Source organism: Marnyiella aurantia, from assembly GCF_014041915.1.
GTDB lineage: Bacteria > Bacteroidota > Bacteroidia > Flavobacteriales > Weeksellaceae > Marnyiella > Marnyiella aurantia.
The window spans coordinates 1,931,373-1,956,045 of sequence record NZ_CP059472.1 but is presented as its reverse complement, the minus strand read 5'-3'; the positions used below and the strand labels follow the sequence as shown (position 1 = coordinate 1,956,045).

At 40.7% G+C, this 24,673-nt stretch carries 39 protein-coding genes; 8 read left to right on the top strand and 31 right to left on the bottom strand.

The features are described 5' to 3' along the window. Positions 1 to 4: 4 nt before the first annotated feature. The 28 genes from rplO to rpsL all read right to left on the bottom strand — a co-directional run bounded on the left by rplO (position 5) and on the right by rpsL (position 15,816). Positions 5 to 454 (bottom strand): 50S ribosomal protein L15, encoded by a 450-nt coding sequence (gene rplO, locus H1R16_RS09080; protein ID WP_181886904.1) that lies wholly within the window; start codon positions 452 to 454, stop codon positions 5 to 7. A 15-nt stretch (positions 455 to 469) separates the two neighbouring features. After that, a complete protein-coding gene (gene rpmD / locus H1R16_RS09075) occupies positions 470 to 652 on the bottom strand; it encodes a 50S ribosomal protein L30 (protein WP_158063239.1) in 183 nt (60 codons plus the stop codon). 14 nt (positions 653 to 666) lie between these two features. Further along, a complete protein-coding gene (gene rpsE / locus H1R16_RS09070; RefSeq protein ID WP_158063238.1) occupies positions 667 to 1,191 on the bottom strand; it encodes a 30S ribosomal protein S5 in 525 nt (174 codons plus the stop codon). 18 nt (positions 1,192 to 1,209) lie between these two features. Then, entirely contained in the window at positions 1,210 to 1,557 is a 348-nt protein-coding gene (gene rplR / locus H1R16_RS09065; RefSeq protein WP_181886905.1) for a 50S ribosomal protein L18, read from the bottom strand. 14 nt (positions 1,558 to 1,571) lie between these two features. Continuing rightward, a complete protein-coding gene (gene rplF / locus H1R16_RS09060; protein WP_181886906.1) occupies positions 1,572 to 2,117 on the bottom strand; it encodes a 50S ribosomal protein L6 in 546 nt (181 codons plus the stop codon). Positions 2,118 to 2,135: 18 nt separating this feature from the next. Then, positions 2,136 to 2,534: a 30S ribosomal protein S8 gene (gene rpsH, locus H1R16_RS09055; RefSeq protein WP_181886907.1), complete on the bottom strand. Its 399-nt coding sequence runs from the start codon at positions 2,532 to 2,534 to the stop codon at positions 2,136 to 2,138. Positions 2,535 to 2,691: 157 nt separating this feature from the next. Further along, positions 2,692 to 2,961 (bottom strand): 30S ribosomal protein S14, encoded by a 270-nt coding sequence (gene rpsN, locus H1R16_RS09050; RefSeq protein WP_181886908.1) that lies wholly within the window; start codon positions 2,959 to 2,961, stop codon positions 2,692 to 2,694. Positions 2,962 to 2,963: 2 nt separating this feature from the next. Further along, entirely contained in the window at positions 2,964 to 3,515 is a 552-nt protein-coding gene (gene rplE / locus H1R16_RS09045) for a 50S ribosomal protein L5 (protein WP_181886909.1), read from the bottom strand. A gap of 11 nt (positions 3,516 to 3,526) precedes the next feature. Further along, positions 3,527 to 3,847, bottom strand: a complete 321-nt coding sequence (gene rplX, locus H1R16_RS09040) for a 50S ribosomal protein L24 (protein WP_181886910.1) — start codon at positions 3,845 to 3,847, stop codon at positions 3,527 to 3,529. Positions 3,848 to 3,866: 19 nt separating this feature from the next. Next, a complete protein-coding gene (gene rplN, locus H1R16_RS09035) occupies positions 3,867 to 4,235 on the bottom strand; it encodes a 50S ribosomal protein L14 (RefSeq protein WP_181886911.1) in 369 nt (122 codons plus the stop codon). Further along, the gene (rpsQ, locus tag H1R16_RS09030; protein WP_158063230.1) at positions 4,235 to 4,489 is read right to left on the bottom strand and encodes a 30S ribosomal protein S17; all 255 of its coding nucleotides are present in this window, start codon (positions 4,487 to 4,489) and stop codon (positions 4,235 to 4,237) included. The genes rplN and rpsQ overlap by 1 nt, the downstream gene beginning before the upstream one ends. A gap of 11 nt (positions 4,490 to 4,500) precedes the next feature. Further along, a complete protein-coding gene (rpmC, locus tag H1R16_RS09025) occupies positions 4,501 to 4,689 on the bottom strand; it encodes a 50S ribosomal protein L29 (protein ID WP_158063229.1) in 189 nt (62 codons plus the stop codon). Positions 4,690 to 4,700: 11 nt separating this feature from the next. Further along, entirely contained in the window at positions 4,701 to 5,126 is a 426-nt protein-coding gene (gene rplP / locus H1R16_RS09020) for a 50S ribosomal protein L16 (RefSeq protein WP_158063228.1), read from the bottom strand. Between the two features lie 103 nt (positions 5,127 to 5,229). Beyond that, a complete protein-coding gene (rpsC, locus tag H1R16_RS09015; protein ID WP_181886912.1) occupies positions 5,230 to 5,985 on the bottom strand; it encodes a 30S ribosomal protein S3 in 756 nt (251 codons plus the stop codon). A gap of 8 nt (positions 5,986 to 5,993) precedes the next feature. Next, positions 5,994 to 6,395, bottom strand: coding sequence for a 50S ribosomal protein L22 (rplV, locus tag H1R16_RS09010; protein WP_181886913.1), 402 nt, complete (start codon positions 6,393 to 6,395; stop codon positions 5,994 to 5,996). Positions 6,396 to 6,397: 2 nt separating this feature from the next. Further along, positions 6,398 to 6,676, bottom strand: a complete 279-nt coding sequence (gene rpsS / locus H1R16_RS09005) for a 30S ribosomal protein S19 (RefSeq protein ID WP_181886914.1) — start codon at positions 6,674 to 6,676, stop codon at positions 6,398 to 6,400. Positions 6,677 to 6,678: 2 nt separating this feature from the next. Further along, positions 6,679 to 7,500, bottom strand: coding sequence for a 50S ribosomal protein L2 (gene rplB, locus H1R16_RS09000; protein ID WP_181886915.1), 822 nt, complete (start codon positions 7,498 to 7,500; stop codon positions 6,679 to 6,681). 31 nt (positions 7,501 to 7,531) lie between these two features. Further along, complete coding sequence (rplW, locus tag H1R16_RS08995) at positions 7,532 to 7,819, bottom strand: 50S ribosomal protein L23 (RefSeq protein ID WP_181886916.1); 288 nt, start codon at positions 7,817 to 7,819, stop codon at positions 7,532 to 7,534. Between the two features lie 3 nt (positions 7,820 to 7,822). Next, a complete protein-coding gene (rplD, locus tag H1R16_RS08990; RefSeq protein WP_181886917.1) occupies positions 7,823 to 8,452 on the bottom strand; it encodes a 50S ribosomal protein L4 in 630 nt (209 codons plus the stop codon). Continuing rightward, the gene (gene rplC / locus H1R16_RS08985; RefSeq protein WP_181886918.1) at positions 8,443 to 9,066 is read right to left on the bottom strand and encodes a 50S ribosomal protein L3; all 624 of its coding nucleotides are present in this window, start codon (positions 9,064 to 9,066) and stop codon (positions 8,443 to 8,445) included. Before rplC ends, rplD begins: the two co-directional genes overlap by 10 nt. 365 nt (positions 9,067 to 9,431) lie before the next feature. Continuing rightward, on the bottom strand, positions 9,432 to 10,220 hold the full coding sequence (locus H1R16_RS08980; RefSeq protein WP_181886919.1) for a GLPGLI family protein: 789 nt from the start codon (positions 10,218 to 10,220) through the stop codon (positions 9,432 to 9,434). An 80-nt stretch (positions 10,221 to 10,300) separates the two neighbouring features. Next, positions 10,301 to 10,489: a hypothetical protein gene (locus H1R16_RS08975; RefSeq protein ID WP_181886920.1), complete on the bottom strand. Its 189-nt coding sequence runs from the start codon at positions 10,487 to 10,489 to the stop codon at positions 10,301 to 10,303. Between the two features lie 364 nt (positions 10,490 to 10,853). Beyond that, entirely contained in the window at positions 10,854 to 11,045 is a 192-nt protein-coding gene (locus H1R16_RS08970) for a 30S ribosomal protein S10 (protein WP_336242878.1), read from the bottom strand. Further along, on the bottom strand, positions 11,039 to 11,836 hold the full coding sequence (locus tag H1R16_RS08965; RefSeq protein WP_181886921.1) for a GLPGLI family protein: 798 nt from the start codon (positions 11,834 to 11,836) through the stop codon (positions 11,039 to 11,041). The genes H1R16_RS08970 and H1R16_RS08965 overlap by 7 nt, the downstream gene beginning before the upstream one ends. A 616-nt stretch (positions 11,837 to 12,452) precedes the next feature. Beyond that, on the bottom strand, positions 12,453 to 12,758 hold the full coding sequence (gene rpsJ, locus H1R16_RS08960) for a 30S ribosomal protein S10 (RefSeq protein ID WP_002661363.1): 306 nt from the start codon (positions 12,756 to 12,758) through the stop codon (positions 12,453 to 12,455). Positions 12,759 to 12,776: 18 nt separating this feature from the next. After that, positions 12,777 to 14,894, bottom strand: a complete 2,118-nt coding sequence (gene fusA / locus H1R16_RS08955) for an elongation factor G (RefSeq protein WP_181886922.1) — start codon at positions 14,892 to 14,894, stop codon at positions 12,777 to 12,779. A 6-nt stretch (positions 14,895 to 14,900) separates the two neighbouring features. Beyond that, positions 14,901 to 15,377, bottom strand: coding sequence for a 30S ribosomal protein S7 (gene rpsG, locus H1R16_RS08950; protein ID WP_181886923.1), 477 nt, complete (start codon positions 15,375 to 15,377; stop codon positions 14,901 to 14,903). A gap of 25 nt (positions 15,378 to 15,402) precedes the next feature. Then, positions 15,403 to 15,816, bottom strand: a complete 414-nt coding sequence (rpsL, locus tag H1R16_RS08945) for a 30S ribosomal protein S12 (RefSeq protein WP_158063215.1) — start codon at positions 15,814 to 15,816, stop codon at positions 15,403 to 15,405. A 244-nt stretch (positions 15,817 to 16,060) separates the two neighbouring features. On the opposite strand from rpsL, the gene H1R16_RS08940 reads away from it, so the two are divergent. From H1R16_RS08940 to H1R16_RS08915, 6 genes are all read left to right on the top strand, one after another. After that, complete coding sequence (locus tag H1R16_RS08940; RefSeq protein WP_181886924.1) at positions 16,061 to 16,537, top strand: Dps family protein; 477 nt, start codon at positions 16,061 to 16,063, stop codon at positions 16,535 to 16,537. Positions 16,538 to 16,624: 87 nt separating this feature from the next. After that, a complete protein-coding gene (pncB, locus tag H1R16_RS08935) occupies positions 16,625 to 17,803 on the top strand; it encodes a nicotinate phosphoribosyltransferase (RefSeq protein ID WP_181886925.1) in 1,179 nt (392 codons plus the stop codon). 19 nt (positions 17,804 to 17,822) lie between these two features. Continuing rightward, a complete protein-coding gene (locus H1R16_RS08930) occupies positions 17,823 to 18,365 on the top strand; it encodes a YciI family protein (RefSeq protein ID WP_181886926.1) in 543 nt (180 codons plus the stop codon). 55 nt (positions 18,366 to 18,420) lie between these two features. Beyond that, the gene (locus H1R16_RS08925) at positions 18,421 to 19,182 is read left to right on the top strand and encodes a DUF5995 family protein (RefSeq protein WP_181886927.1); all 762 of its coding nucleotides are present in this window, start codon (positions 18,421 to 18,423) and stop codon (positions 19,180 to 19,182) included. 53 nt (positions 19,183 to 19,235) lie between these two features. Further along, the gene (gene rmuC, locus H1R16_RS08920) at positions 19,236 to 20,741 is read left to right on the top strand and encodes a DNA recombination protein RmuC (protein ID WP_181886928.1); all 1,506 of its coding nucleotides are present in this window, start codon (positions 19,236 to 19,238) and stop codon (positions 20,739 to 20,741) included. Then, positions 20,734 to 21,507, top strand: a complete 774-nt coding sequence (locus H1R16_RS08915; protein WP_181886929.1) for a TrmH family RNA methyltransferase — start codon at positions 20,734 to 20,736, stop codon at positions 21,505 to 21,507. The genes rmuC and H1R16_RS08915 overlap by 8 nt, the downstream gene beginning before the upstream one ends. A gap of 49 nt (positions 21,508 to 21,556) precedes the next feature. On the opposite strand, the gene H1R16_RS08910 is transcribed toward H1R16_RS08915, so the two are convergent. Together H1R16_RS08910 and H1R16_RS08905 are read right to left on the bottom strand one after the other, a co-directional pair. After that, complete coding sequence (locus H1R16_RS08910) at positions 21,557 to 21,769, bottom strand: hypothetical protein (protein ID WP_181886930.1); 213 nt, start codon at positions 21,767 to 21,769, stop codon at positions 21,557 to 21,559. Positions 21,770 to 21,880: 111 nt separating this feature from the next. Beyond that, positions 21,881 to 22,219: a hypothetical protein gene (locus H1R16_RS08905; RefSeq protein WP_181886931.1), complete on the bottom strand. Its 339-nt coding sequence runs from the start codon at positions 22,217 to 22,219 to the stop codon at positions 21,881 to 21,883. 198 nt (positions 22,220 to 22,417) lie between these two features. Here H1R16_RS08905 and H1R16_RS08900 point away from each other — a divergent pair, with 198 nt between their 5' ends. Beyond that, on the top strand, positions 22,418 to 23,584 hold the full coding sequence (locus tag H1R16_RS08900; protein WP_181886932.1) for a hypothetical protein: 1,167 nt from the start codon (positions 22,418 to 22,420) through the stop codon (positions 23,582 to 23,584). Then, on the top strand, positions 23,568 to 24,149 hold the full coding sequence (locus H1R16_RS08895) for a hypothetical protein (protein WP_187350446.1): 582 nt from the start codon (positions 23,568 to 23,570) through the stop codon (positions 24,147 to 24,149). Before H1R16_RS08900 ends, H1R16_RS08895 begins: the two co-directional genes overlap by 17 nt. On the opposite strand, the gene H1R16_RS08890 is transcribed toward H1R16_RS08895, so the two are convergent. Then, entirely contained in the window at positions 24,101 to 24,673 is a 573-nt protein-coding gene (locus H1R16_RS08890; protein WP_181886933.1) for a 5-formyltetrahydrofolate cyclo-ligase, read from the bottom strand. The genes H1R16_RS08895 and H1R16_RS08890 overlap by 49 nt on opposite strands.

The window sequence follows — 24,673 nt, the reverse complement described above, 5'->3', positions numbered from 1 at the left end:
ATATTTATAGAGTAATTGCTTTACCGCCTGCTTTAGCAATAAGGTCTTCAGCAGATTTTGTGAATTTATCTGCAGAGATTGAAACACCTGATTTCAATTCGCCTCTACCCATAATTTTCACAAGGTCGTTTTTAGATGCCAGACCGTTTTCGATCATAACTTCTCTGGTGATGTCACCTTTGATGTCTTTTGTATCGATCAGGTTCTGGATAGTATCTAAATTGATTCCTCTAAATTCTTTTCTGTTTACGTTGTTGAAACCGAACTTAGGCAATCTTCTCTGGATAGGCATTTGTCCACCTTCGAAACCGATCTTCTGAGAGTATCCGGCTCTGGCTTTCTGACCTTTATGTCCTTTTGTTGAAGTACCGCCTTTTCCTGTTCCCTGACCTCTACCAATTCTCTTGGAATTGAAAGTGGAACCAGAAGCTGGTTTTAAGTTATTTAAATTCATTGTTTTAAAATTTAATTAGTTTTCTTCCTGAACTTCTACTAAGTGTCTAACTGCAGCCACCATTCCAAGAACAGCAGGCGAAGCTTCGTGAGTTACCACCTGGTGCAGTCTTTTCAAACCTAAAGCCTCAAGAGTTCTCTTTTGGGTTTTGGTTCTGTTAATAGCACTCCTTACTTGTTTTACTTTAATTGTTGCCATCTGTCTTAAAACTTTTAGTGTTTAAATACCTTGTCTAGTGATACCCCTCTCATTCTTGCGATTTCTTCAGGAGTTCTGATGTCCAACAATGCTTTGAAGGTTGCCTTCACCACGTTATGTGGGTTGGAAGATCCTTTTGATTTTGTAAGGATATCCTTGATACCTGCAGACTCCAGTACGATACGTACCGTGTTACCTGCAATAACTCCCGTACCGTGTGAAGCTGGCTTCATAAATACGTGACCACCACCAAATCTGGCTGTAGACTCGTGATAAATTGTACCTTCCTTAGTAACAGGAACTTTAACTAAATTTTTCTTAGCATCTTCAACTGCTTTGGAGATTGCTGTTGCAACTTCTTTGGACTTACCCAAACCGTAACCGATAACGCCAGCCTCGTCTCCTACAACCACGATTGCAGAAAAACCGAACGCACGTCCACCTTTGGTTACTTTAGTTACCCTGTTTACAGATACGAGACGATCTTTTAATTCTAATCCTCCCGGTTTTACTTTTTCAATATTATCTAGTCCTAACATTATTTCCGAAATTTGTGATTAGAATTTTAGTCCGCCTTCTCTCGCACCGTCAGCCAGAGCTTTCACTCTACCGTGGTATACGAAACCGTTTCTGTCGAACACTATACTTTCAATTCCTGCAGCTTTGGCTTTCTCAGCGATCGCCTTACCAACTTCTGAGGATATTTCTACTTTATTACCTGTTGCGTTAAGCGCTCTGGAAGAGGCCGAAGCAAGGGTTACACCTGCTTTATCGTCGATTAACTGAGCGTAAATTTCCTTATTACTTTTGTATACAGATAATCTTGGCAGTTCAGCAGAGCCGGAGATCTTGCCTCTTACTCTACTTTTAATCCTGTTTCTTTTTTGTACTTTATTTAGTGCCATTTTCTTAAAATTTATTAAGCAGATTTACCAGCTTTACGTCTCACAATTTCTCCAACAAATCTTACCCCTTTTCCTTTGTAAGGCTCAGGCTTTCTGAATGATCTGATCTTTGCAGCGATCATCCCGATAAGTTGCTTGTCATGAGATGTTAAAGTAATAATAGGGTTTTTACCTTTCTCAGTTAATGTATCTACTTTCACTTCGTTTGGAAGTTCCATTACGATACTGTGAGAGAATCCAAGGGCAAGGTCCAGTTTCTGACCGGAATGTGTTGCTCTGTATCCAACTCCTACAAGTTCCAGTTTCTTAGTCCACCCTTCGGCAGTTCCCTGAACCATGTTATTGATAAGCGCACGGTACAAACCGTGAAGCGCTCTGTGCTGCTTAGATTCAGACGGGCGGTTTACTGTAAGTTCTCCGTCCTTCTGCTCTAAAGTAATTCCTTCTGTAAGGGTTTGCGTAAGCTCACCTTTAGGGCCTTTTACAGTTACCACACCGTTAGATTCGGTTACAGTAACGCCGGCAGGAATGGTTATAATTGATTTACCAATTCTTGACATTTTCCTTCTTTTAAAAAATTAATAAACATAGCAGATTACCTCTCCACCTACTTTTTCCTGTCTGGCCTGCTTACCTGTCATTACCCCTTTAGAGGTAGAAATGATGGCTACACCCAACCCGTTCAGAACTCTTGGAAGTTCTGTAGAACCTGCATAATATCTCAAACCAGGTCTTGATGCTCTCTGGATAGATTTAATTGCCGGTTTGTTGGTTTGCTTGTCATACTTTAAAGCGATTTTGATGTTCCCCTGTACAGCGTTATCTTCAAACTTGTAGTTTGTAATATAACCCTGGTCGAAAAGAATTTTTGTAATCTCCTTCTTGATTTTCGATGCAGGAATGTCCACCACTTTGTGGCCTGCGCTTTGTGCGTTCCTTACTCTGGTCAGGAAATCTGAAATTGGATCTGTTACCATTTTTCTTGTTTGTTGTTATTGGTTTATGACAGTTAGTTTTGAGCGGGACCAGGGACTTTTAGATTTGAGATAAGAGACTTATGAAAAGTCTCCGATCTCTTGTCTTCTGGTCTCGAGCCTAAAGCTCAACTTTACTGCCTCGATTGTTCTAAATGTATTACCAACTAGCTTTTTTAACTCCTGGGATCAGGCCTTTGTTAGCCATCTCGCGGAACATTACTCTCGAAAGTCCGAAAGTTCTCATGTAACCTCTTGGTCTGCCGGTAAGCTTGCATCTGTTGTGAAGTCTAACCGGAGAAGCGTTTTTAGGCAACTTCTGTAATGCGTCGTAATCTCCGGCTTCTTTCAAAGCTTTTCTTTTCTCAGCATATTTTGCTACTGTAGCCTCTCTTTTGCGCTCACGCGCTTTCATTGATTCTTTAGCCATTTTTAGTTCTTTTTAAAAGGCATACCGAAATGCGTTAATAATGCTTTTGCTTCCTTGTCAGTTTTCGCAGTTGTAACGAAAGTGATGTCCATACCCTGTATCTTCTTCACTTTGTCAATTACGATTTCCGGGAAAATGATCTGCTCGGTAATACCAAGGTTGTAATTTCCTCTACCGTCGAAACCGTCAGCTTTGATACCGTTGAAATCTCTGATCCTTGGAAGTGCAGATGCCGTAAGCCTGTCCAGGAATTCGTACATCTTGTTTGCTCTAAGAGTAACTCTTGCACCCACCGGCATTCCTTTTCTAAGTTTGAAGGCAGCCTCATCCTTTTTGGAGATTGTACCTACAGCTTTCTGTCCGGTAATTGCAGTTAATTCCTCGATGGCGTAATCAACAATTTTCTTGTCGGCTGTAGCAGCCCCCAGACCCTGGGAAATTACGATTTTCTGCAATTTAGGTACCTGCATAACAGATTTGTACCCAAATTCTTCCATCATCGCAGGAATAATTTGCTCCTTATATATTTTTTTTGGTCTTGCTATAAATTCCATTGTCTGTGCTGTTATAAAGTTTCACCGGTTGATTTCGCAACTCTTACTTTCTTATCTCCTTCCATTTTGGATCCCAGTTTGGTTGCTTTTCCGTCCTTATCCATTAAAGCAACATTTGAGATATGGATTGAAGCTTCTTTCTCTACAATGTTTCCCTGTGGGTTAGATGCAGACGGCTTAACGTGTTTTTTCACGATGTTGATACCGGCAACAACAACTCTTGGGTCTTTTCCTTCTTTTCTGATAACTTCCAGAACTTCACCTTTACCACCTTTATTCTTTCCGGTAGTTACGATTACGTTATCTCCTCTTTTAATTTTAACTTTTGTCATTTCTGTAAATTTTTAAAAATTAAAGTACTTCGGGAGCCAGGGAAATTACCTTCATGTATTCTTTGTCTCTAAGTTCGCGGGCTACGGGTCCGAAAACACGTGTTCCTCTCATCTCACCTGTTGCATTAAGCAGTACACAGGCATTATCGTCGAACTTGATATATGATCCGTCTTTTCTCCTTACTGCTTTTTTGGTTCTTACCACAACAGCTTTGGATACCTGACCTTTCTTTGCGTTTCCGGATGGTGTAGAATCCTTGATCGTCACTACGATTTTATCACCAACTGAAGCATATCTTCTTCTGGTACCTCCCAGAACTCTGATTACCAAAACTTCTTTTGCTCCGGTATTATCAGCTACTTTTAATCTTGATTCTGTTTGTAACATTACTTAGCTTTTTCAATGATTCTTACTAGTCTCCATCTTTTACTCTTGCTTAAAGGTCTTGTTTCCTGTATAAGTACAGTATCGCCCTCGCTGCATTCGTTATTTTCGTCATGTGCGGTATATTTTTTCGTTTTCAAAACGAACTTACCGTACATTGGGTGCTTCATCCTCATCGTCTCGCTTACAACAATAGTTTTTTCCATTTTGTTGCTGGAAACCACCCCAATTCTTTCTTTTCTTAAATTTCTGTCCATTGTAAAATGAATTATTGTTGTTTAGCGGTTACTTCTGTTTCCAATCTTGCGATTGTCCTTCTCAAATCTCTGATTTGAATTGGGTTTTCTACAGGGCTGATTCTGTGAGCTAATTTTGTTTTTTGGTATTCAGCTTTCAGTTCAGCAAGTTTGTTCTGTAGATCACCTGCGCTTAAATTTCTGATGTCAGCATTTTTCATAATTCAAAGATTTATTCAGGTTTTACAAAATCGTTAGCAACGATAAATTTGGTTACTACTGGTAACTTCTGTGCAGCAAGTCTGAGAGCTTCCTTGGCAACCTCGTAAGGTACACCACCTACTTCAAACATTACTTTACCAGGCTTCACTACGGCTACCCAATATTCCACAGCACCCTTACCTTTACCCATACGTACTTCGGCAGGTTTCTTGGTGATAGGCTTATCCGGGAAAATTTTGATCCATAGCTGTCCTTCTCTTTTCATATATCTCGTAGCGGCAATACGTGCAGCCTCGATCTGTCTGGCAGTGATCCACGCGCCGTCTGTTGCTTTGATGCCGAAAGTTCCATACGCAAGCTGAGCTCCTCTCTGCGCATTTCCTTTCATCTTCATTTTATGAACACGACGGAACTTGGTTCTTCTTGGTTGTAACATAATCTTTTAGATGTTAGATGTTAGATGTTAGATGTTAGATAAATTTTAAATCAGTTCTTGTAACGGAAGTTCTAATTTCTAATTTCTCGTTTCTAACTTCTGATTAATTATTGTTATTGTTTCTTCTTGGTCTTCTGTCGCCGCCACGGTCATTCCTGTCATTTCTGTCATTTCTTTCCCTGCCGCCGGCTGATTTCTTCTGCTGCTGTCCTACAAGTGGAGTAAGGTCTCTTTTACCATAAACTTCACCTTTCATAATCCAGACTTTCACACCAAGTTTACCATATTGTGTAAGGGCTTCGCCTATGTGATAATCGATATCTGCTCTGAAGGTAGACAATGGGATTCTTCCGTCTTTGAAAGATTCGCTTCTTGCCATCTCAGCTCCGTTCAAACGTCCGGAGATCATTACTTTTATACCTTCGGCACCCATTCTCATTGTAGAAGCGATAGCCATTTTCACAGCTCTTCTGTAGGAGATACGGTTCTCGATCTGTTTTGCAATACTGTCTGCAACCAAAACGGCATCAAGCTCAGGTCTTTTGATTTCGAAGATATTGATCTGAACGTCCTTACCTGTAAGTTTTTTCAGTTCTTCCTTCAGTTTATCAACTTCCTGACCGCCTTTGCCGATGATTAAACCCGGTCTGGCAGTAGTGATGGTTACGGTTACTAATTTCAGTGTTCTTTCAATGTAAATTCTTGAAACCCCACCTTTAGATAATCTAGCTTCAAGGTATCTTCTGATCTTGTAGTCTTCAGCGATTCTGTCTCCATAATCTTTACCACCATACCAGTTAGAATCCCATCCTCTGATGATACCTAGTCTGTTACCAATTGGATTTGTCTTCTGTCCCATACCTTGAATTATTTAATGTCTTTTGAATCTAAAATTATTGTCACGTGGTTTGATCTCTTTCTGATTCTGTGACCTCTTCCCTGTGGGGCTGGTCTCAGTCTCTTCAATTGTCTTGCACTGTCAACAAATATTTCTTTTACAACAAGGTTGGCTTCTTCAATATCAGCTCCTTCGTTTTTAGTCTGCCAGTTTGCCATAGCAGAAAGAAGAAGTTTCTCCAATTTATTTGAGGCCTCTTTTTTTGAATATTTTAGAATATACAGGGCTTTATCTACATTTTCTCCTCTAATGATATCAGCAACTAATCTCATTTTTCTAGGAGAAGACGGGCAGTCATTAAGACGTGCGCTTATGACATCTTTGCTGGCCTCTTTTCTGGCGATTGCGCTATTTTGCTTTCTTGATCCCATGATTATCTGCTTCCTTTATTTTTGTTACCACCGTGACCTCTGAAAGATCTAGTCGGAGAAAATTCGCCTAACTTATGACCTACCATGTTTTCTGTAACATATACCGGGATAAAAGATTTCCCGTTGTGTACCGCGATGGTTTGTCCTACGAAGTCTGGAGAGATCATTGATGCTCTCGACCACGTTTTGATTACTGTCTTTTTACCAGACTCTACGTTTGCCTGAACCTTCTTATCTAAAGTATAATGAATAAAAGGTCCTTTCTTAAGTGATCTTGACATAATTATTTTCTTTTAGAGACGATGAATCGGTTAGACGCTTTGTTTTTCTTTCTGGTTTTGTAACCTTTAGCAGGCATACCGTTTCTTGATCTTGGGTGACCTCCGGAAGAACGTCCTTCACCACCACCCATTGGGTGATCCACAGGGTTCATAACCACTGGTCTTGTTCTTGGTCTTCTGCCTAACCATCTGCTTCTACCTGCCTTACCGGAAACGGTAAGTTGGTGGTCAGAGTTGGAAACAGATCCGATCATTGCGAAACATTCAGTAAGGATCATTCTGGATTCACCGGAAGGAAGCTTTACAATCGCATATTTACCATCTCTGGATGTTAACTGTGCAGAAGAACCTGCACTTCTTGCCATTACAGCACCCTGTCCCGGCCTAAGCTCAATACAGGAAATTACAGTACCCAAAGGAATATTCTTCAGTTTCATTGCGTTACCTACATTAGGCTCTGCAGTTTCAGAAGAAATTACTTTCTGGTCTACTTTAATACCGTTAGGAGCGATGATATATCTCTTCTCTCCGTCTGCGTACTCCAATAGAGCGATGAAAGCAGTTCTGTTTGGATCGTACTCTACAGTCTTAACCGTTGCTTCAACATCAAACTTGTTTCTTTTGAAGTCAATGATTCTGTATTTCTTTTTGTGTCCACCTCCGGTGTAACGCATGGTCATTTTACCAGTTTGGTTACGTCCACCTGACTTACTAATACCAACGGTTAGAGACTTCTCTGGTTTGTTGGTAGTAATTTCCTCAAAGTTATTTACAACTCTGAATCTCTGTCCCGGGGTGATAGGTTTTAATTTTCTAACAGACATTACTATTATTTATATTATTATATACTGATTACTATACTGCAAAGACATCCAGTACTTCGCCTTCTGCAAGGGTAATTACTGCTTTTTTCAGTTTGTTGGTCTTACCAATCTGAAGTCCTTTCTTTGTATTCTTACTGGAAACCTTAGGCGCATAAATCATGGTCCTAACGTCGGCCACCTTCACATTATAAGCAGCTTCTACCGCATTTCTGATCTGGATCTTATTCGCTTTCGGGTTTACCAGGAAGGAATAATCACCTCTGAGTTCAGTAAGGTAATTGGCTTTTTCTGAAATTACTGGTTTAATTATAATAGACATGATTTATTTCTTTAGGTTTTCCTGAAATTTTTCTACTGCCCCTTCAAAGAAAATGATCTCACCTGCGTTCATAAGGTCGTAAGAGCTGATTTCGTTGTAGCTCAGTACCTTTGTTTTAGGTAGGTTTCTTGAAGATAAATACACATTGTCATTTGCTTCAGGAAGGATGAACAGAGATTTCTTACCGTTCAGTTCAAAAGCGTTAAGCAGTGTTACAAAGTCTTTAGTTCTAGGCGCATTAAGGCTAAGATCTTCCATTACTTTGATGCTGTTATCTTTCATTTTCTGGGAAAGAACAGATTTCTTGGCAAGTCTCTTAAGTGCTTTGTTCAGTTTGAATCTGTAGTCTCTTGGTTTTGGACCAAAAACTCTACCTCCACCTCTGAAAGTTGGGGATTTAATATCACCATATCTTGCAGAACCGGAACCTTTTTGCTTTTTAAGTTTTCTTGTAGAAGCTGTAATCTCGCTTCTTTCCTTGGACTTATGAGTTCCCTGTCTCTGCGCAGCAAGATATTGCTTCACTTCCAGGTAAACCGCGTGCTTATTAGGCTCAATACCAAATACAGTTTCGTCCAGGGTTATCTTTCTTCCGGTTTCCTTACCGGTGTTGTTTAATACTACTAGTTCCATCTTCTTACAATTACATATGAATTTATAGCTCCCGGAATAGCGCCTTTTACAACTAAAAGGTTTTGCTCTTCATCTACCTTAAGTACCTGAAGATTCTGAACAGTTACCTGCTTACCTCCCATTCTTCCGGCCATTCTCATTCCTTTGAATACTCTGGATGGGTCAGAACCTGCACCAATTGAACCCGGCGCTCTAAGTCTGTTGTGCTGACCGTGTGTAGCCTGCATTACCCCTCCAAAGTTGTGTCTTTTCACAACACCCTGGAATCCTTTACCTTTCGAAGTTCCTGTTACGTCCACATACTCACCTTCTGCGAATATGTTTACATTTACTTCATCTCCTACTTTTAACTCGTCGAATCCGTGGTGGAATTCAACCAATTTAGCTTTAGGAGCAGAACCAGCCTTTTTAAAGTGGCCGGCTAACGCTTTACCAACGTTCTTCTCACTCTTGTCATCGAAACCCAACTGTATGCCTACATAGCCATCAGTTTCTTCGGTTCTGACCTGTAAAACCGAGCATGGACCTGCCTGGATAACGGTGCAGGGGATATTCTTCCCTTCCTCGTTAAACAGGGATGTCATCCCGACTTTTTTTCCAATAATACCTGACATTTATTTAATATATATCTATTATAAAACTCTTTTTCATCTGGTTTCGAAGTGATTTCTATGTTTCAATTAGGCATACTTCTCCCCCAAAATGAGAGTGCAAATTTATGATTATTATTTGAACTGACAAACAGTGATTTAAAAATATTTAAAAGTAAATGCAAAAACTTCGGTCCTGAGCCGAAGTTTTTGTTAAAGATTACTATTTTATGAAAGACTGTTATGAAAAACCGTCAATAAATGAAGTTATTGCTACTCGATGCAGACGCGTATTCCTTTCGATGTCTTTTACAGGTGTATCAAATTTGCCTCAATGATAAACTGCGAAGCCTTCAACCTATTTCTTACTCCCCCTTATGAGTGATTGATCAGGGTTCGCGCTCCAGCGGATTAGCTGATTTCAGCTTCAGTTCACGTGCTGCCTGAAATTTCCTGGTATGTTCCGGTTTAAATTTTATCTTACCTCCCAGGCTGAAATCTGATTCCAAATTGTCCTTCACGAGTAAGTAATCATTTTTACTGAACATCTTCACCTGATTCAAACGGCTTAGCGGAAAGGTTCCTTCAATTTTTTTAATATCTGTCATCCTAAATAGGTAGTGGTTTTCATCATCTTCCACCTCCAAAATCAGTCCCGGAAGACCATTGAATTTATAAGGACCGAACATAAAGGGTGAAACGGCTGAAAAGCATGCTGTCCATTTGCGGCCAAATTTCTCCGTAACCGCTTTTTGGCATTTTAGACCCGCAACTTCACCAAACTTCTGGATAATTTGCCACTTGAAATCATTGCCTTCCCGATAGCCTACTTCTGTATTCATGACTAGATCCGAATAGAAAATTTCCTTAGGATTAATGACAATATTTGCCTGTTCCTCAAGATCAAAATTGGCCATAAGCGTTCTCTGATCACCGTTAATCTGTTTTATGGAATCATACCTGAAGGCACTTTGCGCTTTGAAAACAGCGGTCGTTTCGTTGGCCAATAATACATAATGGGTGACTTCAGGCGCCGCATTTTCCTTCAAACTTTCTACCGAACTCATCTCATAGGTGACCAGTACAGATGGCGAAAACATTTCCTGCGCCCGAAACAGGTTCCCAAACACCGTCAGGAAAAGGGAAAGGGAAAATTTTAGAAATACGGCTTTAATCATATTAAGCAGTTAATTAGGTAATATGCGGATCCAGTTAACTGCAAAGCCGGCATAATCATCTTTTGTTACTTCACTAAATGTTAATTTTCCTGAAGCCGGGTGCCCCTCACTTTAAGACCCAGATATGCTATCGAAAATATCATTCCTATAACCGGCACCAGGAAGGTCAGCAAGGTCAAAGTCACCTTTACAGCATTTTGAATTGCCGAAGAAATAATCTTGTAAACGACAAATACAAATAAAGGAACATACAAGAGTAGTACGGCCATTATAAATATTTCACTGGTTGAGTATTGCATAAACCTGTAGTATATATGTAAATCAAATCTATGTATTATAAGGCAGAACGCCACCTTCTTTTAATAATCTTTTAATAACTTCTCCAGTAAACAGCAAAAAAATCCACTTCCCACGGGAAACGGATTCGTTATTATTTTTCGGCTCTTCGACTTCGATCAGAGACCGAAATCATCACACTTTAATTTCTACGTCAATTCATGGTTGTTTCCAGAATCCTTCAAGGATTTGAAATCCTTGAAGGATGGAATAGGTAAATAAAAAAATCCGCTTCCCACAGGAAACGGATTCGCTATTATTTTTCGGCTCTTCGACTTCGATCAGAGACCGAAATCATCACACTTTAATTTCTACGTCAACTCCTGAAGGAAGCTCTAATTTCATTAGGGCATCTACAGTTTTAGAAGAAGAGGAATAGATATCCATAAGCCTTTTGTGGGCTGAAAGCTGAAACTGCTCTCTTGCTTTATGCTTCCGAGATGTGAGACGCCTTGCGATGCTTGAACTGGCAGCCGTATTGGTTAAAATATAAAGTTATTGTTGCTTTGATGAAGCTTAATAATTCTATCACGGTCTTTAAAAGGGGTTTTAAATTTTGTTTGACTTTCAAAAACTCCGACCGGATCCCCCATGAAATCGGACCTTACTTTTGAAAACTTAGTATGCGTGGTCTCTATTCCTGAGGGTGCAACGATTGGTTTTACCACTTTCTTCAGTCCCGCAAGTTGGAAAGAATACAAATTAGCAGAATCCGACACCTCTAGAACAAGCCCAGGTAAACCTTTAAAAATATATGGACCTTCACTAAAAGGCAGGTCTGCGGTAAACCAAGCTGTATAAGACCGTCTATTAAAGGTTACCTCTGCACGTCGACAAGTATAACCGGAAATAATCTTAGTTTCGTTTAAAATATTCCAATCAAGCTTCGCATCTACAGGATACAGAAATCCGGTTTTCAAGACTTCATCGTAAATATACACACGGTCACTATCCTTATATACTTCTGATATGATTCTGGGACTTGGTACATTTTGCAAATTTAACATTACCGTCCCTCCTCCAGCATTTTTTATGCTTTTATCTACCTCCGCAAGAGTCAAAGAGTCATAAATAACCTTCTGAGTACTTTTAAAAACCGAGGTTTTCTCACCAATGAGCAATGAGGCTACTTCTTGGGATAACGATTGGGTGTTAGCAGTATCTCTCTGAAATTTAACTAGATAATTCACCTCCAAATGTGAAATAGAAGAAGAAGATGTGGAAAACTGCGAGTACATCTTCAGATGGAGTAGTACTGATAAGATAAGACAATATTTCATAAAATATACATAAATTTCAATGTGTTTCTAAAGATTACGGCTGAAATGTGGTTCCGGGGGGCTGCTGACCTGCCCCAGGCCCATTCCCACAGCTATAATAGGTCATTAGTTGCGAGTTTTTAATCATGCACACTCTTGCATCGTGAAATGTTGGCGTACCAGTTCCTGGACCATAACACACGGTATCAGGTACCATTTCATCAGTACACCACACATACATCGAGTACGAGATACACTCTATAGCAGTTGGCGAAGGAGCAGAATTCCCTTTAGACACCTCAGTTGCGGTCATTAAACCCATAGTTCCTAAGGCCACTAAAAATAATAATTTTTTCATAATACATTGTTTTTGTTTGTTAATGTATCACGAAACTAAAACTAAAACTAAAACTAAAACTATGCAAGTATTTTATTAATAAACTCATATTTTTGCCATACTTATACTAATTCTAAATACATTATGCTATAATTATCAATTGTTTTCTTAAAAAAAAATCCGCCTCCCAAAGGAAACGGATTCGTTATTATAGCACTCTTCAACTTAGTTCAGAGTACGGAACTGTAATAGATTTTTGCTGAAGCTTATAGCATAACGCCTAAAGCTTACCGCTATTTATCACACTTTAATTTCTACGTCAACTCCTGAAGGAAGCTCTAATTTCATTAGGGCATCTACAGTTTTAGAAGAAGAGGAGTAGATATCCATAAGCCTTTTGTGGGCTGAAAGCTGGAACTGCTCTCTTGCTTTCTTGTTTACGTGAGGCGAACGGAGAACTGTAAAGATTCTTTTGTTCGTAGGCAATGGGATCGGACCGTTTACTACAGCACCGGTAGCCTTTACCGTTTTTACGATCTTCTCAGCAGATTTATCTACCAAATTGTAATCGTAAGATTTTAATTTTATTCTGATTCTTTGTGACATTTTAATTACAATTTAAGATTAACCTTTCGCTTTGGCAATGATCTCTTCGGCAACGTTGGATGGGGCAGCTTCGTACTTTTCAAACTCCATGGAAGAAGTAGCTCTACCTGAAGAAAGTGTTCTGAGCGTTGTAACATATCCAAACATTTCAGAAAGCGGAACGAATCCTTTGATTACTTTCGCGTTGTTTCTGTCGTCCATACCATTCACGGTACCACGTCTCTTGTTAAGGTCACCTACGATATCTCCCATGTACTCCTCAGGAGTTACCACTTCAATCTTCATAATAGGTTCCATGATAACCGGCTTCGCTTTTTTACCTGCTTCCTTGAAACCAAGCTTACCTGCAAGTTCAAAAGAAAGTTGGTCAGAATCCACCGCGTGGAAGGATCCGTCCTTAAGCGTAACTTTAATACCTTCAACTTCAAATCCAGCCAGAGGACCATTCTTCATGGCTTCTCTGAAACCTTTTTCAACGGATGGAATAAATTCCTTAGGAATGTTACCCCCTTTAATTTCGTTGATGAATTCCAGACCTGGTTTGTTGTCATCAGCCGGAGCCAATTCAAACACGATATCTGCAAATTTACCACGACCACCGGATTGCTTTTTGTAAACCTCTCTGTGGTTTGCGGACATTGTAAGGTTTTCTTTGTACTCCACCTGAGGCTGTCCCTGGTTAACTTCAACCTTGAACTCTCTTCTCATACGGTCCACAATAATATCCAGGTGAAGTTCACCCATACCGGAGATGATAGTCTGTCCTGAAGCTTCGTCAGTTTTAACCTGGAAAGTAGGATCTTCTTCAGCCAGCTTAGCCAAGGCATTACCCATTTTATCCTGGTCAGCTTTTGTCTTAGGCTCCACCGCGATACCAATTACCGGATCCGGGAAAACCATAGATTCAAGAACGATTGGATGCTTCTCATCGCACAGGGTATCTCCTGTTTTGATAGATTTAAAACCTACAGCTGCACCAATGTCTCCAGCTTCAATAAAATCAATCGGCTCCTGCTTGTTAGCATGCATCTGGAAGATACGGGAGATTCTTTCTTTACTGTTGGATCTTGTATTAAGAACATAAGAACCTGCATCCAGTCTACCTGAATAAGCTCTGAAGAATGCCAGTCTTCCTACGAAAGGATCGGTAGCAATCTTAAACGCCAATGCCGCAAAAGGTTCAGTAACTGAAGGCTTTCTTGAAATAGGCTCGTCTGTTCTTGGGTCTGTACCGTCAATTGCTTCCTTATCCATCGGCGAAGGAAGGTAACGGCAAACAGCATCCAGCATGAACTGTACACCTTTATTTTTAAATGAAGAACCGCATGTCATCGGGATAATACTCATATCCAATGTTGCTGCTCTAAGGGCTGTGTGAACTTCTTCTTCAGTAATGGAATTTTCGTCTTCCATAAACTTCTCCAGAAGGTTCTCATCATATGCTGCAATCTCTTCAATAAGCTGAGCTCTGAACTGCTTCACCTCATCAGCCATTTCAGCTGGAATATCAACGATGTCGAAAGTAGAACCGTGGTTATCATCATGCCATACGATAGCACGGTTTTTAACCAAATCTACAACACCTTTAAAATCTGCTTCATCACCGATAGGAAGTACGATAGGAACGGCATTGGAACCAAGCATTTCCTTCACCTGCTTACAAACATTCAGGAAGTCAGCTCCCTGACGGTCCATTTTGTTTACAAAGCCCATACGTGCAACCTTGTAATTATCTGCAAGTCTCCAGTTAGTCTCAGACTGAGGCTCAACACCGTCTACAGCAGAGAAAAGGAACACAAGTCCATCCAGAACACGAAGTGAACGGTTTACCTCAACGGTAAAATCCACGTGTCCGGGGGTATCGATAATATTGAAATGATAATTCTTGGCATCAGGAAGGGGTTTACCCTGCTCAGTTGGGAATTTCCAGTCTACAGTTACTGCTGCAGATGTAATAGTAATCCCTCTTTCAGCTTCCTGCTCCATCCAGTCGGTAGTAGCACCACCTTCGTGAGTTTCCCCAATCTTATGGTTCTTACCGGAATAAAATAAAATCCTTTCTGTAGTGGTGGTTTTCCCTGCATCAATGTGAGCAGCGATACCGATGTTTCTTGTTAGTTTAAGATCTCTTGCCATTTCAGATTAGAATTTAAAGTGTGAAAATGCTTTGTTTGCTTCAGCCATTCTGTGAGTGTCTGTTTTCTTCTTATAAGCAGCACCTTCTTCTCTGGAAGCAGCAATAACTTCAGCCGCAAGCTTTTGAGCCATAGACTTATCATTTCTTGCTTTAGAGTACTTAATTAACCATTTCATTGCCATAGAAATTTTTCTGTCGGCTCTGATTGGCATTGGAATCTGAAAGTTAGCACCACCGATTCTCCTGGAACGAACCTCTACGTGAGGCATAACGTTCGTAAGCGCATCTTTCCAGATTTCAAGGGCAGTCTTTTCAGTTTCTCCTTTTTTTGCTTCTACAAGCTCAAGAGCATCGTAGAAAATTTTGAATGCGATTGACTTCTTACCGTCAAGCATCAGGTTATTTACAAATCTTGTTACCAGTTGATCATTAAATTGTGGATCCGGTAACAACGGTCTTTTTTTTGCTTTCGTTTTTCTCATTGTTCTGTACCTTAAACTTTAATGATTACTTCTTTTTACCTTTTGCTGGTGCAGCAGCTGCCTGACCTGGTTTTGGTCTCTTAGCTCCGTACTTGGATCTTCTCTGAGTTCTTCCACTCACACCTGCAGTGTCTAAAGCACCTCTTACAATGTGATAACGTACTCCCGGTAGGTCTTTCACCCTTCCGCCTCTTACCAATACTATCGAGTGCTCCTGAAGATTATGTCCTTCGCCCGGGATGTAGGCGTTGATCTCCTTCCCGTTGGAAAGTCTTACCCTTGCCACTTTTCTAAGTGCAGAGTTAGGTTTCTTTGGGGTAGTGGTGTATACTCTCGTACAAACACCGCGTCTTTGTGGACAAGAATCAAGGGCAGCCGATTTGCTCTTCTTGGCAAGCGTGGCTCTTCCTTTTCTTACTAATTGTTGAATAGTAGGCATTTAATTGCTTTTTATTTTAGGGTGCAAAAATAGAAATAATTATTCAACCTACAAGCACTGATTTATAATTAATTACATTTTGTAATAGTCCTAATTAACATATACCCTCGCTTATCCCTTTAAGGAAGGCGATAAAGTGTTTAGAACTTCCCGTTTTCTTTTGCGCACGCAAAGGGTCTCAAAATGCAATTAGCATGGAATTTGTATCCACTCTTTACATCAAAAATTTTTAAAAAGACATATTATGGACAATCCTGACATTATCGGGTTGGAAAAAACCGACCTAAATCCTATCGCTGAAAAACTTAATGAACTGTTGGCTAACTATTCCGTTTTTTATCAAAATACCAGAGGTGCACACTGGAATATAAAAGGAGGGGACTTCTTCACTTTACACCCTAAATTTGAAGAACTTTATGACAATTTGGTGCTGAAGATTGATGAAATTGCCGAAAGGATACTTACTCTTGGTGCCACTCCAAACCACAATTACTCAGATTACCTTACAGTCTCAGCTATTAAAGAAAGCAAGGAAGTGTCTGATGGCCGCAGATGCGTGGAAAACATCCTGGCATCTTTCAAAATCCTGATAGATTTGCAACGGGAACTTCTGGATATGACGGACAAAGCAGAAGATGAAGGTACCAATTCGCAGATGAGCGATTATATTACGGAGCAGGAAAAAGAAGTGTGGATGTACAACTCATTCCTCGGAAAATAGTATATAAACCAAACTAAAGATAAAAATCGCCTTCTTACAGGGCGATTTTTCTTTGGAATATCTACATTTGTTTATATATACTGAAAAATGAATTTTGTACGGCTGCGCTCTATTCTTGATAATGACTTTTATAAAATAACTATGCAGAATGCGGTGGTAAAACTTTTTCCAAACGAAAAGGTACGTTACCACTTCATTAACCGTGGCAAACATCACTTCCCTGAAGGTTTTGACTCGGAACTCCGAAAGGCAGTGGATGCCATGGCTGAACTGAAATTAACCAGGGACGAAAAAGAATACTTGCGTATTACCTGTCCTTATCTGGACCTACCCTACCTCGATTTCCTTGGCGGTTACCATTACGATCCTTCTGAGGTGCATATATCACAGCAGGGCAGTGATCTGCATGTTACTGTGGAAGGCGAATGGTACCGGACCATCCTCTGGGAGGTTCCGCTGCTGGCACTTATTTCCGAACTGCACTATGAAATGAATAATTTGCAGCGTGAGGATGATAAAACAGTGCAGCAAAAAGCGCTGCTGAAAGTTGAGGGCCTGGAAGCACTGCAGGTCAGGTATGCCGAATTCGGTACCCGGCGCCGGCATTCGTACAAAGTTCACGATCTGGTGATGGAGGCACTTACGCGTAACAGCAACAGCGGTTTCACCGGGTCATCCAATGTGCATTTCGCAATGAAATATGGCGTTAAGCCTATTGGCACCCACGCCCACGAGTGGTTTATGTTTCATGCTGCCGAGTACGGTTTCAAGATGGCCAACGCCATTTCACTGGAACACTGGGTGGATGTATACCGCGGCGACCTGGGTGTAGCACTCTCAGATACCTATACCACTGAGGTTTTCTTCAATCAGTTCGATAGGAAATTTGCAAAACTTTTTGACGGCGTACGGCATGACAGCGGCGATCCTATTGAATTCGCCGAAAAGACGATAGCACATTATAAGGCACATGGAATAGACCCCCTGTTTAAATATATAATTTTTTCAGATGGGCTTGATCTTGCAAAAGTTGCTCAGATAACCAGTGCATGTAAAGGTAAGATTGGAATCTCGTTTGGTATTGGCACCAACCTGACCAATGATGCCGGTGTGAAACCGATGAACATCGTAATGAAACTCATAGATGTAAAATCCCACAGCGGTGACTGGATCCCGACGGTTAAATTGTCCGATGAACCCGGGAAACATACCGGCGATACGCACATGATTCAGTTGGCAAAGGAATTCCTGGGAGTAAAGCAGTAATCAAAAATTGATAATAATTATGAAAACAACAGTCTTGCTGGCATTCGCTTTAGGAGTTTCACTATCATCCTGCACCGTTTATACAAAAGGTCAGAACGGACAACCCGGCGCACCCGGATCTCCGGGAATCGCTGGTGGCCCACCCCCGGAAATCACTTCTGCCGACACATTTAATCAGAAGCTGGCAGATTCATTGGGTGCTGATGAAAGAGGGATGCGGACGTATATGCTGGTAATCCTGAAAACAGGGTCTCAGGATGCGGTCATTACCGACAAAAAAAAGCGGGAAGAACTGTTTAAAGGTCACTTTTCAAATATGACCGAAATGGAAAAAACAGGTAAATTGAAGATGGCAGGCCCATTTGCAACTAAAAACAGCCTGAACTACAGGGGCATATTTCTACTTGACGTAAAAACTGAAACTGAAGCAATGGAGATTCTGCAAAATGACCCAACCGTTAAGGCTGGTATCTTTAATGTTGAAATCCTGCCCTGGTACGGCTCTGCGGCACTGCCCATGCATTTGAAGTACCATAAGAAGATTTCAAAAGAAAATCCTTAGCCAAAAAAATCTGAGCATAAATAGGACGTTACTTTTCATTATAATACTTAGTGTCATGAGTAATTTCACATCAATAGAGCAGGTAATCCAAAAACTGGATGCAATCATTGCCCGATGCCAAAAGAACAAAAGTCCAAACGGCTATTTTGCCTGCACGTACAGAAGTATGACACTGGCCGTGCTGAAGGGTGTTCAGCAGAATAAATTTGAAAACGGGCACCGTATGGTAAATTTGGATATTGCATTCGCCGGCCGATACTTCGAGGCCCTGGAGCAATACGAAAATGGTCAGAAATGCAGTAATTCGTGGTATGCGGCTTTTGAAGCAGCCAAAAACCCCCGTTTGCTCATCCTGCAGCATATTCTTTTGGGAATCAATGCACACATCAATCTTGATTTAGGTGTTGCCGCAGCCTCAATTATGCCGTACCGAAAAATTAATCCGCTCAAAAATGATTTCGCTATGATCAATGAAATCATTTCAAAAATTAACCAAAAAGTGCAGGAATCAATAAGTGAAATCTGCTATCCTGTTGGTGTAATAGACCAACTCTCCAATGGCAATGACAACTTGTTGTTGGATTTTGCAATATCAAAGGCGCGACAGACTTCCTGGGCCACAGCCTCTGTCCTGTCTCATGCCTCATCGTTTATCCGGCCGCCGCTAATCCGTATGGTGGATAACGCCGCAGCGCAAATTGCAACAAATATTATAGTTTCACCACGAACTCCGAAGCAAATCCTGGCAAAACTGAAAGAATGTGAAAGCAGCGACGTAGCAGGAAACATTGATGTCCTGTCTGCCACAGAAGTCTGAAGAAAGGCTTTAGGACTATGCCAAATACCCATTTTTCTTTATATTTTTGGAAAATGGAAATCATTTCATTAATTGCTGGTCTTATCTTCGGCGCCGCCTCAGGTGCTGCCTTTGTCTATTTCATGTTGAAATCGACGCACGTATCAAGGTTGGCCAACGATGAACTTAACCAGAAATTCATCCGTACTCAAACCGAATTACAGAATTCCGAGCAGAAAATTCATGAAGCAGCCAATGCATTACAGACAGAAAAGCTGTTCAACCAGAAACTTACCGAAGAAAGCTACACTCTTAGGGAAAACTTGGCAACTGTAACAGCGGAACTTACAAGCATCAGTAACCAGTATGTGGAACTGCGGGAAATCCATGTCAAACTCAACCAACAGATTGATCAGCTTTTCCACGAAAAGCAGAAATTATTTGGCAAAAATGCAGAACTGGCGGCAAATAATGACAGCCTTCTGCAATCACTGGCCAATCAGAAAGACGAGATTGAGAAAATCCAGGAAACAGCAAAGAATGAGTTTAAGAATTTGGCCAATGAAATACTTGAAGAGAAATCCAAAAAGTTCACCGATGCTAACAAAGAGAATCTGGACGTATTGCTGAAACCTCTGGGCGAGAATCTCGAAACATTTAAAAAAAGGGTCAATGAAGTATATGAGAATGAGGCCCGCGAAAGGTTTTCACTAAACAGTACCATCAAACTCATGCTGGAGCAAACATCCAAGGTGAGCCAGGAAGCCAACAACCTTGCAGCAGCGCTGAAAGGTCAGACCAAGACCCAGGGCAACTGGGGCGAAATGATTCTGGAGAGGATACTGGAAGATTCGGGCCTTTGCAAAGACAGGGAATATTATTCACAATATCATATAAAAACTGAAACCGGCGAAAGCCAGCGCCCGGATTTTATACTGAAACTTCCCGGAAATCAGATTGTCATCATTGACTCCAAAGTTTCTCTGAATGCCTATGAAAGAATGTGCTCCGCAGAGACCGACGAAAACAGGCAGCTGAATCTGAATCTGCACCTGGCAGCTATTAAAAAGCATGTAGATACCCTAGCAAATAAACGCTATGATAACTTAAAAGAAGCACTGGATTTTACAATAATGTTTATTCCTGTGGAACCGGCATTCCTTACGGCCGTTCAGCATGATCAGCAACTATGGAACTACGCTTACCATAAACATATTATTCTGTTAAGTCCAACCAACCTGATCGCATACCTTAAACTTATATCTGATGTTTGGAAGCGCGCGGACCAGAACAGGAATGCTGAAGAAATCGCACGGCAGGCCGCGGCACTTTACGATAAGTTTGAAGGATTTGTGACCGACCTGCTGAATGTGGGCAAGAAAATAGAAAGTGCGAAAACAGACTATGAAAGTGCTATGAAAAAACTTTCAACCGGGAACGGTAATCTGATCCGTTCTACAGATAAACTTAGACAATTGGGCGCAAAACCCAAGAAAAGCCTGCCTGCGCAACTGCTGGAAGGAGCCACTGTAGAAGGCTCAGACTTGGCATTCACAGAAAACAATAACGAAAATGATTGAGAGCCTTCAGAACGAAAGAATAAAGAGACTTACCCGAATGATAACCGACAACCGGTTCCGTAAAAAATCCGGACTGTTTGTGGTGGAAGGGAAACAGGAAAATGACAGAGCGATGCGGTTCGGTTTTGAACCGGAGGAGTTCTATATCGCCGAAGGTATCTATGAGGATGACCTTCCCACGGGTCAAGTATATCCTGTATCTGCAAAGGTATATGAAAAACTAGCCTACCGAGGTAAGACGGAAGGTATTATTGGCCTTTACAGGGAGCAAGAAAACAGTCTGCAGGCATTTACACCTTCAGCCAACTCTTCAATTATCATCGTGGAGTCCCTGGAAAAACCCGGTAATCTAGGCGCAATATTAAGAAGCTGCGAAGCTTTCGGCATTGATGCACTACTTATTGCGGATCCTAAACTGGATATCTACAATCCTAATGTGATCCGTTCCAGTGTAGGCTGTCTGTTCGGGATGAATGTTTTCCAGACGGACAACGAGGAGATTTACAGATTCCTCATTGAACACAGATACAAGATATACACCACGCTTATGGACGCTACCGCAAAAAACCTGCATACACAGGACCTTAGCGGCCGTGCCGCACTTGCCTTCGGCACTGAGCATTCCGGATTAAGTTCATTTTGGAATGACAAAGGAAAGAACACGCTTATACCGATGTCCGGAAGTATAGATTCACTGAACCTCAGTAATGCGGTTGCAATAACCTGCTATGAAATCCTGAGGCAAAACCTGGAAAAAATGGCATAAAAAAACCGTTCCCCAAAAGGAACGGTTAACTTGTCCGTTGTGTAAACTATTAGTTAGTTACAGCAGCAGAATCAGTTACAGTAGCTTCTGGAGCAACGATAGCTGCAGAATCAGCAACTACTACTGCAGTATCAGTGATGATAGCTGTAGAATCCATTTCAACAACAGTTGAATCAGCACCTGTAGTATCTACAGTTTCAGTTTTCTTACAAGCAACTAGAGCTAAAGTAGCGAATGCAGCTACGAATAATGACTTTTTCATAATGTATATTTAAATTAATTAATTGTTGTTTTTTTAATGCGTGCAAAAGTACACATAATTTTTAAATTTCAAACCTAATTATTTAAGCTTAAAATGTTTTTTTTATTCTGATTACTTAGTTGCTTCCTTAACTGCGTCTTTCGCATCTTTTGCAGCACCAGCAGCAGCATCAGCAGCACCTTTTGCAGCGTCAGCAGCACCAGCAGCAGCATCCTTGGCAACAGCAGCACCTTTGGAAGTGGTAGCAGAAGCAGCATCAGCGGCAGCATCTACAGTAACCGCAGCAGCGGAATCAATTACTTCAACAGCGGAGTCAGCAACCATAGAAGCAGAATCAGTTGCTACTACAGCCATTGAGTCAGCGGAGTTGGTAGTATCTACAGTTTCTTTTTTATCACATGCGATTAAAGCTAAAGCAGCAATACCAGCGATCAGGAATGAATTTTTCATAAGTTTATAATATTAAGTTGATTTGTTGTCTAAATTTACACACCGTCAAAAAGGAAATGAGCCAATCATACATTTTCAACAGTACAAAGGTATATGCAGCGATAAAGTTGTTATAGAAAATTAATTGTATTATCTTTGTAAAAAGGTTTTACAAATTACCAACACTGATTATCAGCCTCTTAACTCAAAATAAAAAGATTGTCAAATTTAGATTTATTGCATTTTGAGCATCTGAAACTTGCTGTGCAAGCTCAGTACCTAAAGAATCACACTCCTTCTCACGAAGATATTTCTAAGTGGAAGGGGATTGATATCATATACTTCCAGGAAGATTTACGGCAAATAGCCAAGGGGAACATCAGCGAAAAGACCTTCTATACCTATTTCAAGAACGTGCCCGCCACCAAACTTCCGCGTATAGATATGCTGAATCTACTGAGTATTTATGCGGGTTTTGTTTCGTGGCATGACTTCAGAAAAAATTCCGGTCTACAGGAAATTTTGTCGGAAGAAACTCTTACACAGGAATTGCAGGAAGATCCAAAAAGCAAATCTGCTGTTAAAACAGGAAATGGAGGAATTGCTCGTACATCCTTCCCTGAAGTAAGCACCGAAATAGAAGAAAAACCTGTTTTACAAAATACAAATACTGAATATCAACCTGTTAACGAAATAAGACCACCGTTTGAGACGTATGATACCGAACAGAAACCGAAAAGGAAATCATTAAAAAGATATCTCTTAGGATTTGCTACACTACTCCTCACTTTACTTGTTGGTTACCTGGGGTTCGGCGATAAACTTTTTGATAAAACTTACAGTTACTGCTTCTCTGATGCCGACAGAAATGCAGTAATACAGAACATGCTGGAGATCAAGGTCATTAAAGAAAATGAATCTCCAATTATGTACAGGATCCAGCCCGGAGAATGTTTTAATTATTCTACGAAAGATAAAGTGCTCCGAATGGAAATAAGTTCTCCGTTTTATGAAAATCTGAATGTGAACAGGAACCTGGAAACCGCGCCGCTGGAAGAAAACATTGAACTCAAACCGGACGATTATAAAATGGCGGTCTATTACTTTTCCAAGAAAGATATTTCAGGCAATCCTGATGAAGCGCTATCGCTTATAAAACAGAAAAGGAACGAACTGGAAAGCCGCATAAGTGACAATGCGGTGATCTACCAGGTGTATGACAGTGATCTGTATGGCATCGAGACGTTAGATAAACAGAAATACATAACCCTTGTAACAACACCTACAACCTCACTGAGGAACCTGTCTGTAATAGAGATGAAAAGGGAAAAGGGAAAAATCGTATCCATCAAATTTAAAATAAATGAAGATGAGGAAAATAACTAGGCTCATATTAATATTCGTACTGCTTTCAGCTGTATTTGCCTGCAAGAAGGAAACGCCCAACCTGTCACTGGAGCAGGTAAAATACAATACCAATAAATCCAGCTATCCATCAACGAAGATGGACAGCGCACAAGCCATAAATAAGATTACGAAACAAAAAGTCCGTGAAGTTCTGGAACTTTCCATCCTGTATAAGGCAGGTAAGCAGGATACAGATATTGATTCGGCGCTGTATAATCAGATCCTGGGCTACTTTTATAAACCCGACTCTCTTACCGTAAGAAATTTGCTCAATGAACTGGACAGTCTTCAGGTTGGAAATGCCAGAATAGGTAGTTTTGAGGTTACTGAGCGCTATTTTAAAAAGGACACATTAAACTTTGCACGCTTTGATGTACAGTATTATGACAGAAATAACCTTCCAGTCGGCACATTTGCGCGGGAAGCTCAATATGTCCTGGTACCTGCTGAAATCAGATTCAAGAAAGAATTTAAGTTTTACTTCCTGAACTTTTATCAGCAGCCAATTTTAAAGGACAGTACTTCATCGGGTGTAACCAGATAGTCCAGCGAAACATCTTCTTCTGTTAAGTCATCAACAAATAGCTCGGGTTTAAAGAACCCCACCCCGACCTTTTTACATTCAGCATTAATTCCGGCAAAAAACCTGTCGTAGAAACCTTTTCCATATCCCACGCGTCCACCAGCAGGATCGCAGTACAACAGAGGTGTAATGATATAATCAAAATCCACAACACCAGAATCTTCATCAGATATCGGTTCCATTATGCCCCAGCTGTTTTTCGCAAGGATGGTATCTTCAAGAATTTCAACAGAAATAATGTCACCCTGCAACATTTTAGGAACGAAGATGCGCACTTCCTTTTCCTGCAAATACTTAATGAACGGCAGCGTGTTGACCTCATTAAATTTCTCGATACTCAGAAATAAATGGATTTTCTGATTCTTCTCCACAAAAAAATTGCTCAGGAACCTCCTAAAAATGCGCTCAGAGGCCGTAATAACTTCTTCTTTCGAAAGTTCTTTGCGTTTCTCCAGATAAAGACTCCGTAGTTCCCTCTTGGTCAT

Bases quoted from the DNA above. Each gene is read 5' to 3' on its own strand.
- rplO (WP_181886904.1), bottom strand. From the start codon at position 454: ATGAATTTAAATAACTTAAAACCAGCTTCTGGTTCCACTTTCAATTCC.
- rpmD (WP_158063239.1), bottom strand. From the start codon at position 652: ATGGCAACAATTAAAGTAAAACAAGTAAGGAGTGCTATTAACAGAACC.
- rpsE (WP_158063238.1), bottom strand. From the start codon at position 1,191: ATGTTAGGACTAGATAATATTGAAAAAGTAAAACCGGGAGGATTAGAA.
- rplR (WP_181886905.1), bottom strand. From the start codon at position 1,557: ATGGCACTAAATAAAGTACAAAAAAGAAACAGGATTAAAAGTAGAGTA.
- rplF (WP_181886906.1), bottom strand. From the start codon at position 2,117: ATGTCAAGAATTGGTAAATCAATTATAACCATTCCTGCCGGCGTTACT.
- rpsH (WP_181886907.1), bottom strand. From the start codon at position 2,534: ATGGTAACAGATCCAATTTCAGATTTCCTGACCAGAGTAAGGAACGCA.
- rpsN (WP_181886908.1), bottom strand. From the start codon at position 2,961: ATGGCTAAAGAATCAATGAAAGCGCGTGAGCGCAAAAGAGAGGCTACA.
- rplE (WP_181886909.1), bottom strand. From the start codon at position 3,515: ATGGAATTTATAGCAAGACCAAAAAAAATATATAAGGAGCAAATTATT.
- rplX (WP_181886910.1), bottom strand. From the start codon at position 3,847: ATGACAAAAGTTAAAATTAAAAGAGGAGATAACGTAATCGTAACTACC.
- rplN (WP_181886911.1), bottom strand. From the start codon at position 4,235: ATGTTACAAACAGAATCAAGATTAAAAGTAGCTGATAATACCGGAGCA.
- rpsQ (WP_158063230.1), bottom strand. From the start codon at position 4,489: ATGGACAGAAATTTAAGAAAAGAAAGAATTGGGGTGGTTTCCAGCAAC.
- rpmC (WP_158063229.1), bottom strand. From the start codon at position 4,689: ATGAAAAATGCTGACATCAGAAATTTAAGCGCAGGTGATCTACAGAAC.
- rplP (WP_158063228.1), bottom strand. From the start codon at position 5,126: ATGTTACAACCAAGAAGAACCAAGTTCCGTCGTGTTCATAAAATGAAG.
- rpsC (WP_181886912.1), bottom strand. From the start codon at position 5,985: ATGGGACAGAAGACAAATCCAATTGGTAACAGACTAGGTATCATCAGA.
- rplV (WP_181886913.1), bottom strand. From the start codon at position 6,395: ATGGGATCAAGAAAGCAAAATAGCGCAATCGCCAGAAAAGAGGCCAGC.
- rpsS (WP_181886914.1), bottom strand. From the start codon at position 6,676: ATGTCAAGATCACTTAAGAAAGGACCTTTTATTCATTATACTTTAGAT.
- rplB (WP_181886915.1), bottom strand. From the start codon at position 7,500: ATGTCTGTTAGAAAATTAAAACCTATCACCCCGGGACAGAGATTCAGA.
- rplW (WP_181886916.1), bottom strand. From the start codon at position 7,819: ATGTCTATTATAATTAAACCAGTAATTTCAGAAAAAGCCAATTACCTT.
- rplD (WP_181886917.1), bottom strand. From the start codon at position 8,452: ATGGAACTAGTAGTATTAAACAACACCGGTAAGGAAACCGGAAGAAAG.
- rplC (WP_181886918.1), bottom strand. From the start codon at position 9,066: ATGTCAGGTATTATTGGAAAAAAAGTCGGGATGACATCCCTGTTTAAC.
- H1R16_RS08980 (WP_181886919.1), bottom strand. From the start codon at position 10,220: ATGATTAAAGCCGTATTTCTAAAATTTTCCCTTTCCCTTTTCCTGACG.
- H1R16_RS08975 (WP_181886920.1), bottom strand. From the start codon at position 10,489: ATGGCCGTACTACTCTTGTATGTTCCTTTATTTGTATTTGTCGTTTAC.
- H1R16_RS08965 (WP_181886921.1), bottom strand. From the start codon at position 11,836: ATGAAATATTGTCTTATCTTATCAGTACTACTCCATCTGAAGATGTAC.
- rpsJ (WP_002661363.1), bottom strand. From the start codon at position 12,758: ATGTCACAAAGAATCAGAATAAAATTAAAATCTTACGATTACAATTTG.
- fusA (WP_181886922.1), bottom strand. From the start codon at position 14,894: ATGGCAAGAGATCTTAAACTAACAAGAAACATCGGTATCGCTGCTCAC.
- rpsG (WP_181886923.1), bottom strand. From the start codon at position 15,377: ATGAGAAAAACGAAAGCAAAAAAAAGACCGTTGTTACCGGATCCACAA.
- rpsL (WP_158063215.1), bottom strand. From the start codon at position 15,816: ATGCCTACTATTCAACAATTAGTAAGAAAAGGAAGAGCCACGCTTGCC.
- H1R16_RS08940 (WP_181886924.1), top strand. From the start codon at position 16,061: ATGGACAATCCTGACATTATCGGGTTGGAAAAAACCGACCTAAATCCT.
- pncB (WP_181886925.1), top strand. From the start codon at position 16,625: ATGAATTTTGTACGGCTGCGCTCTATTCTTGATAATGACTTTTATAAA.
- H1R16_RS08930 (WP_181886926.1), top strand. From the start codon at position 17,823: ATGAAAACAACAGTCTTGCTGGCATTCGCTTTAGGAGTTTCACTATCA.
- H1R16_RS08925 (WP_181886927.1), top strand. From the start codon at position 18,421: ATGAGTAATTTCACATCAATAGAGCAGGTAATCCAAAAACTGGATGCA.
- rmuC (WP_181886928.1), top strand. From the start codon at position 19,236: ATGGAAATCATTTCATTAATTGCTGGTCTTATCTTCGGCGCCGCCTCA.
- H1R16_RS08915 (WP_181886929.1), top strand. From the start codon at position 20,734: ATGATTGAGAGCCTTCAGAACGAAAGAATAAAGAGACTTACCCGAATG.
- H1R16_RS08910 (WP_181886930.1), bottom strand. From the start codon at position 21,769: ATGAAAAAGTCATTATTCGTAGCTGCATTCGCTACTTTAGCTCTAGTT.
- H1R16_RS08905 (WP_181886931.1), bottom strand. From the start codon at position 22,219: ATGAAAAATTCATTCCTGATCGCTGGTATTGCTGCTTTAGCTTTAATC.
- H1R16_RS08895 (WP_187350446.1), top strand. From the start codon at position 23,568: ATGAGGAAAATAACTAGGCTCATATTAATATTCGTACTGCTTTCAGCT.
- H1R16_RS08890 (WP_181886933.1), bottom strand. From the start codon at position 24,673: ATGACCAAGAGGGAACTACGGAGTCTTTATCTGGAGAAACGCAAAGAA.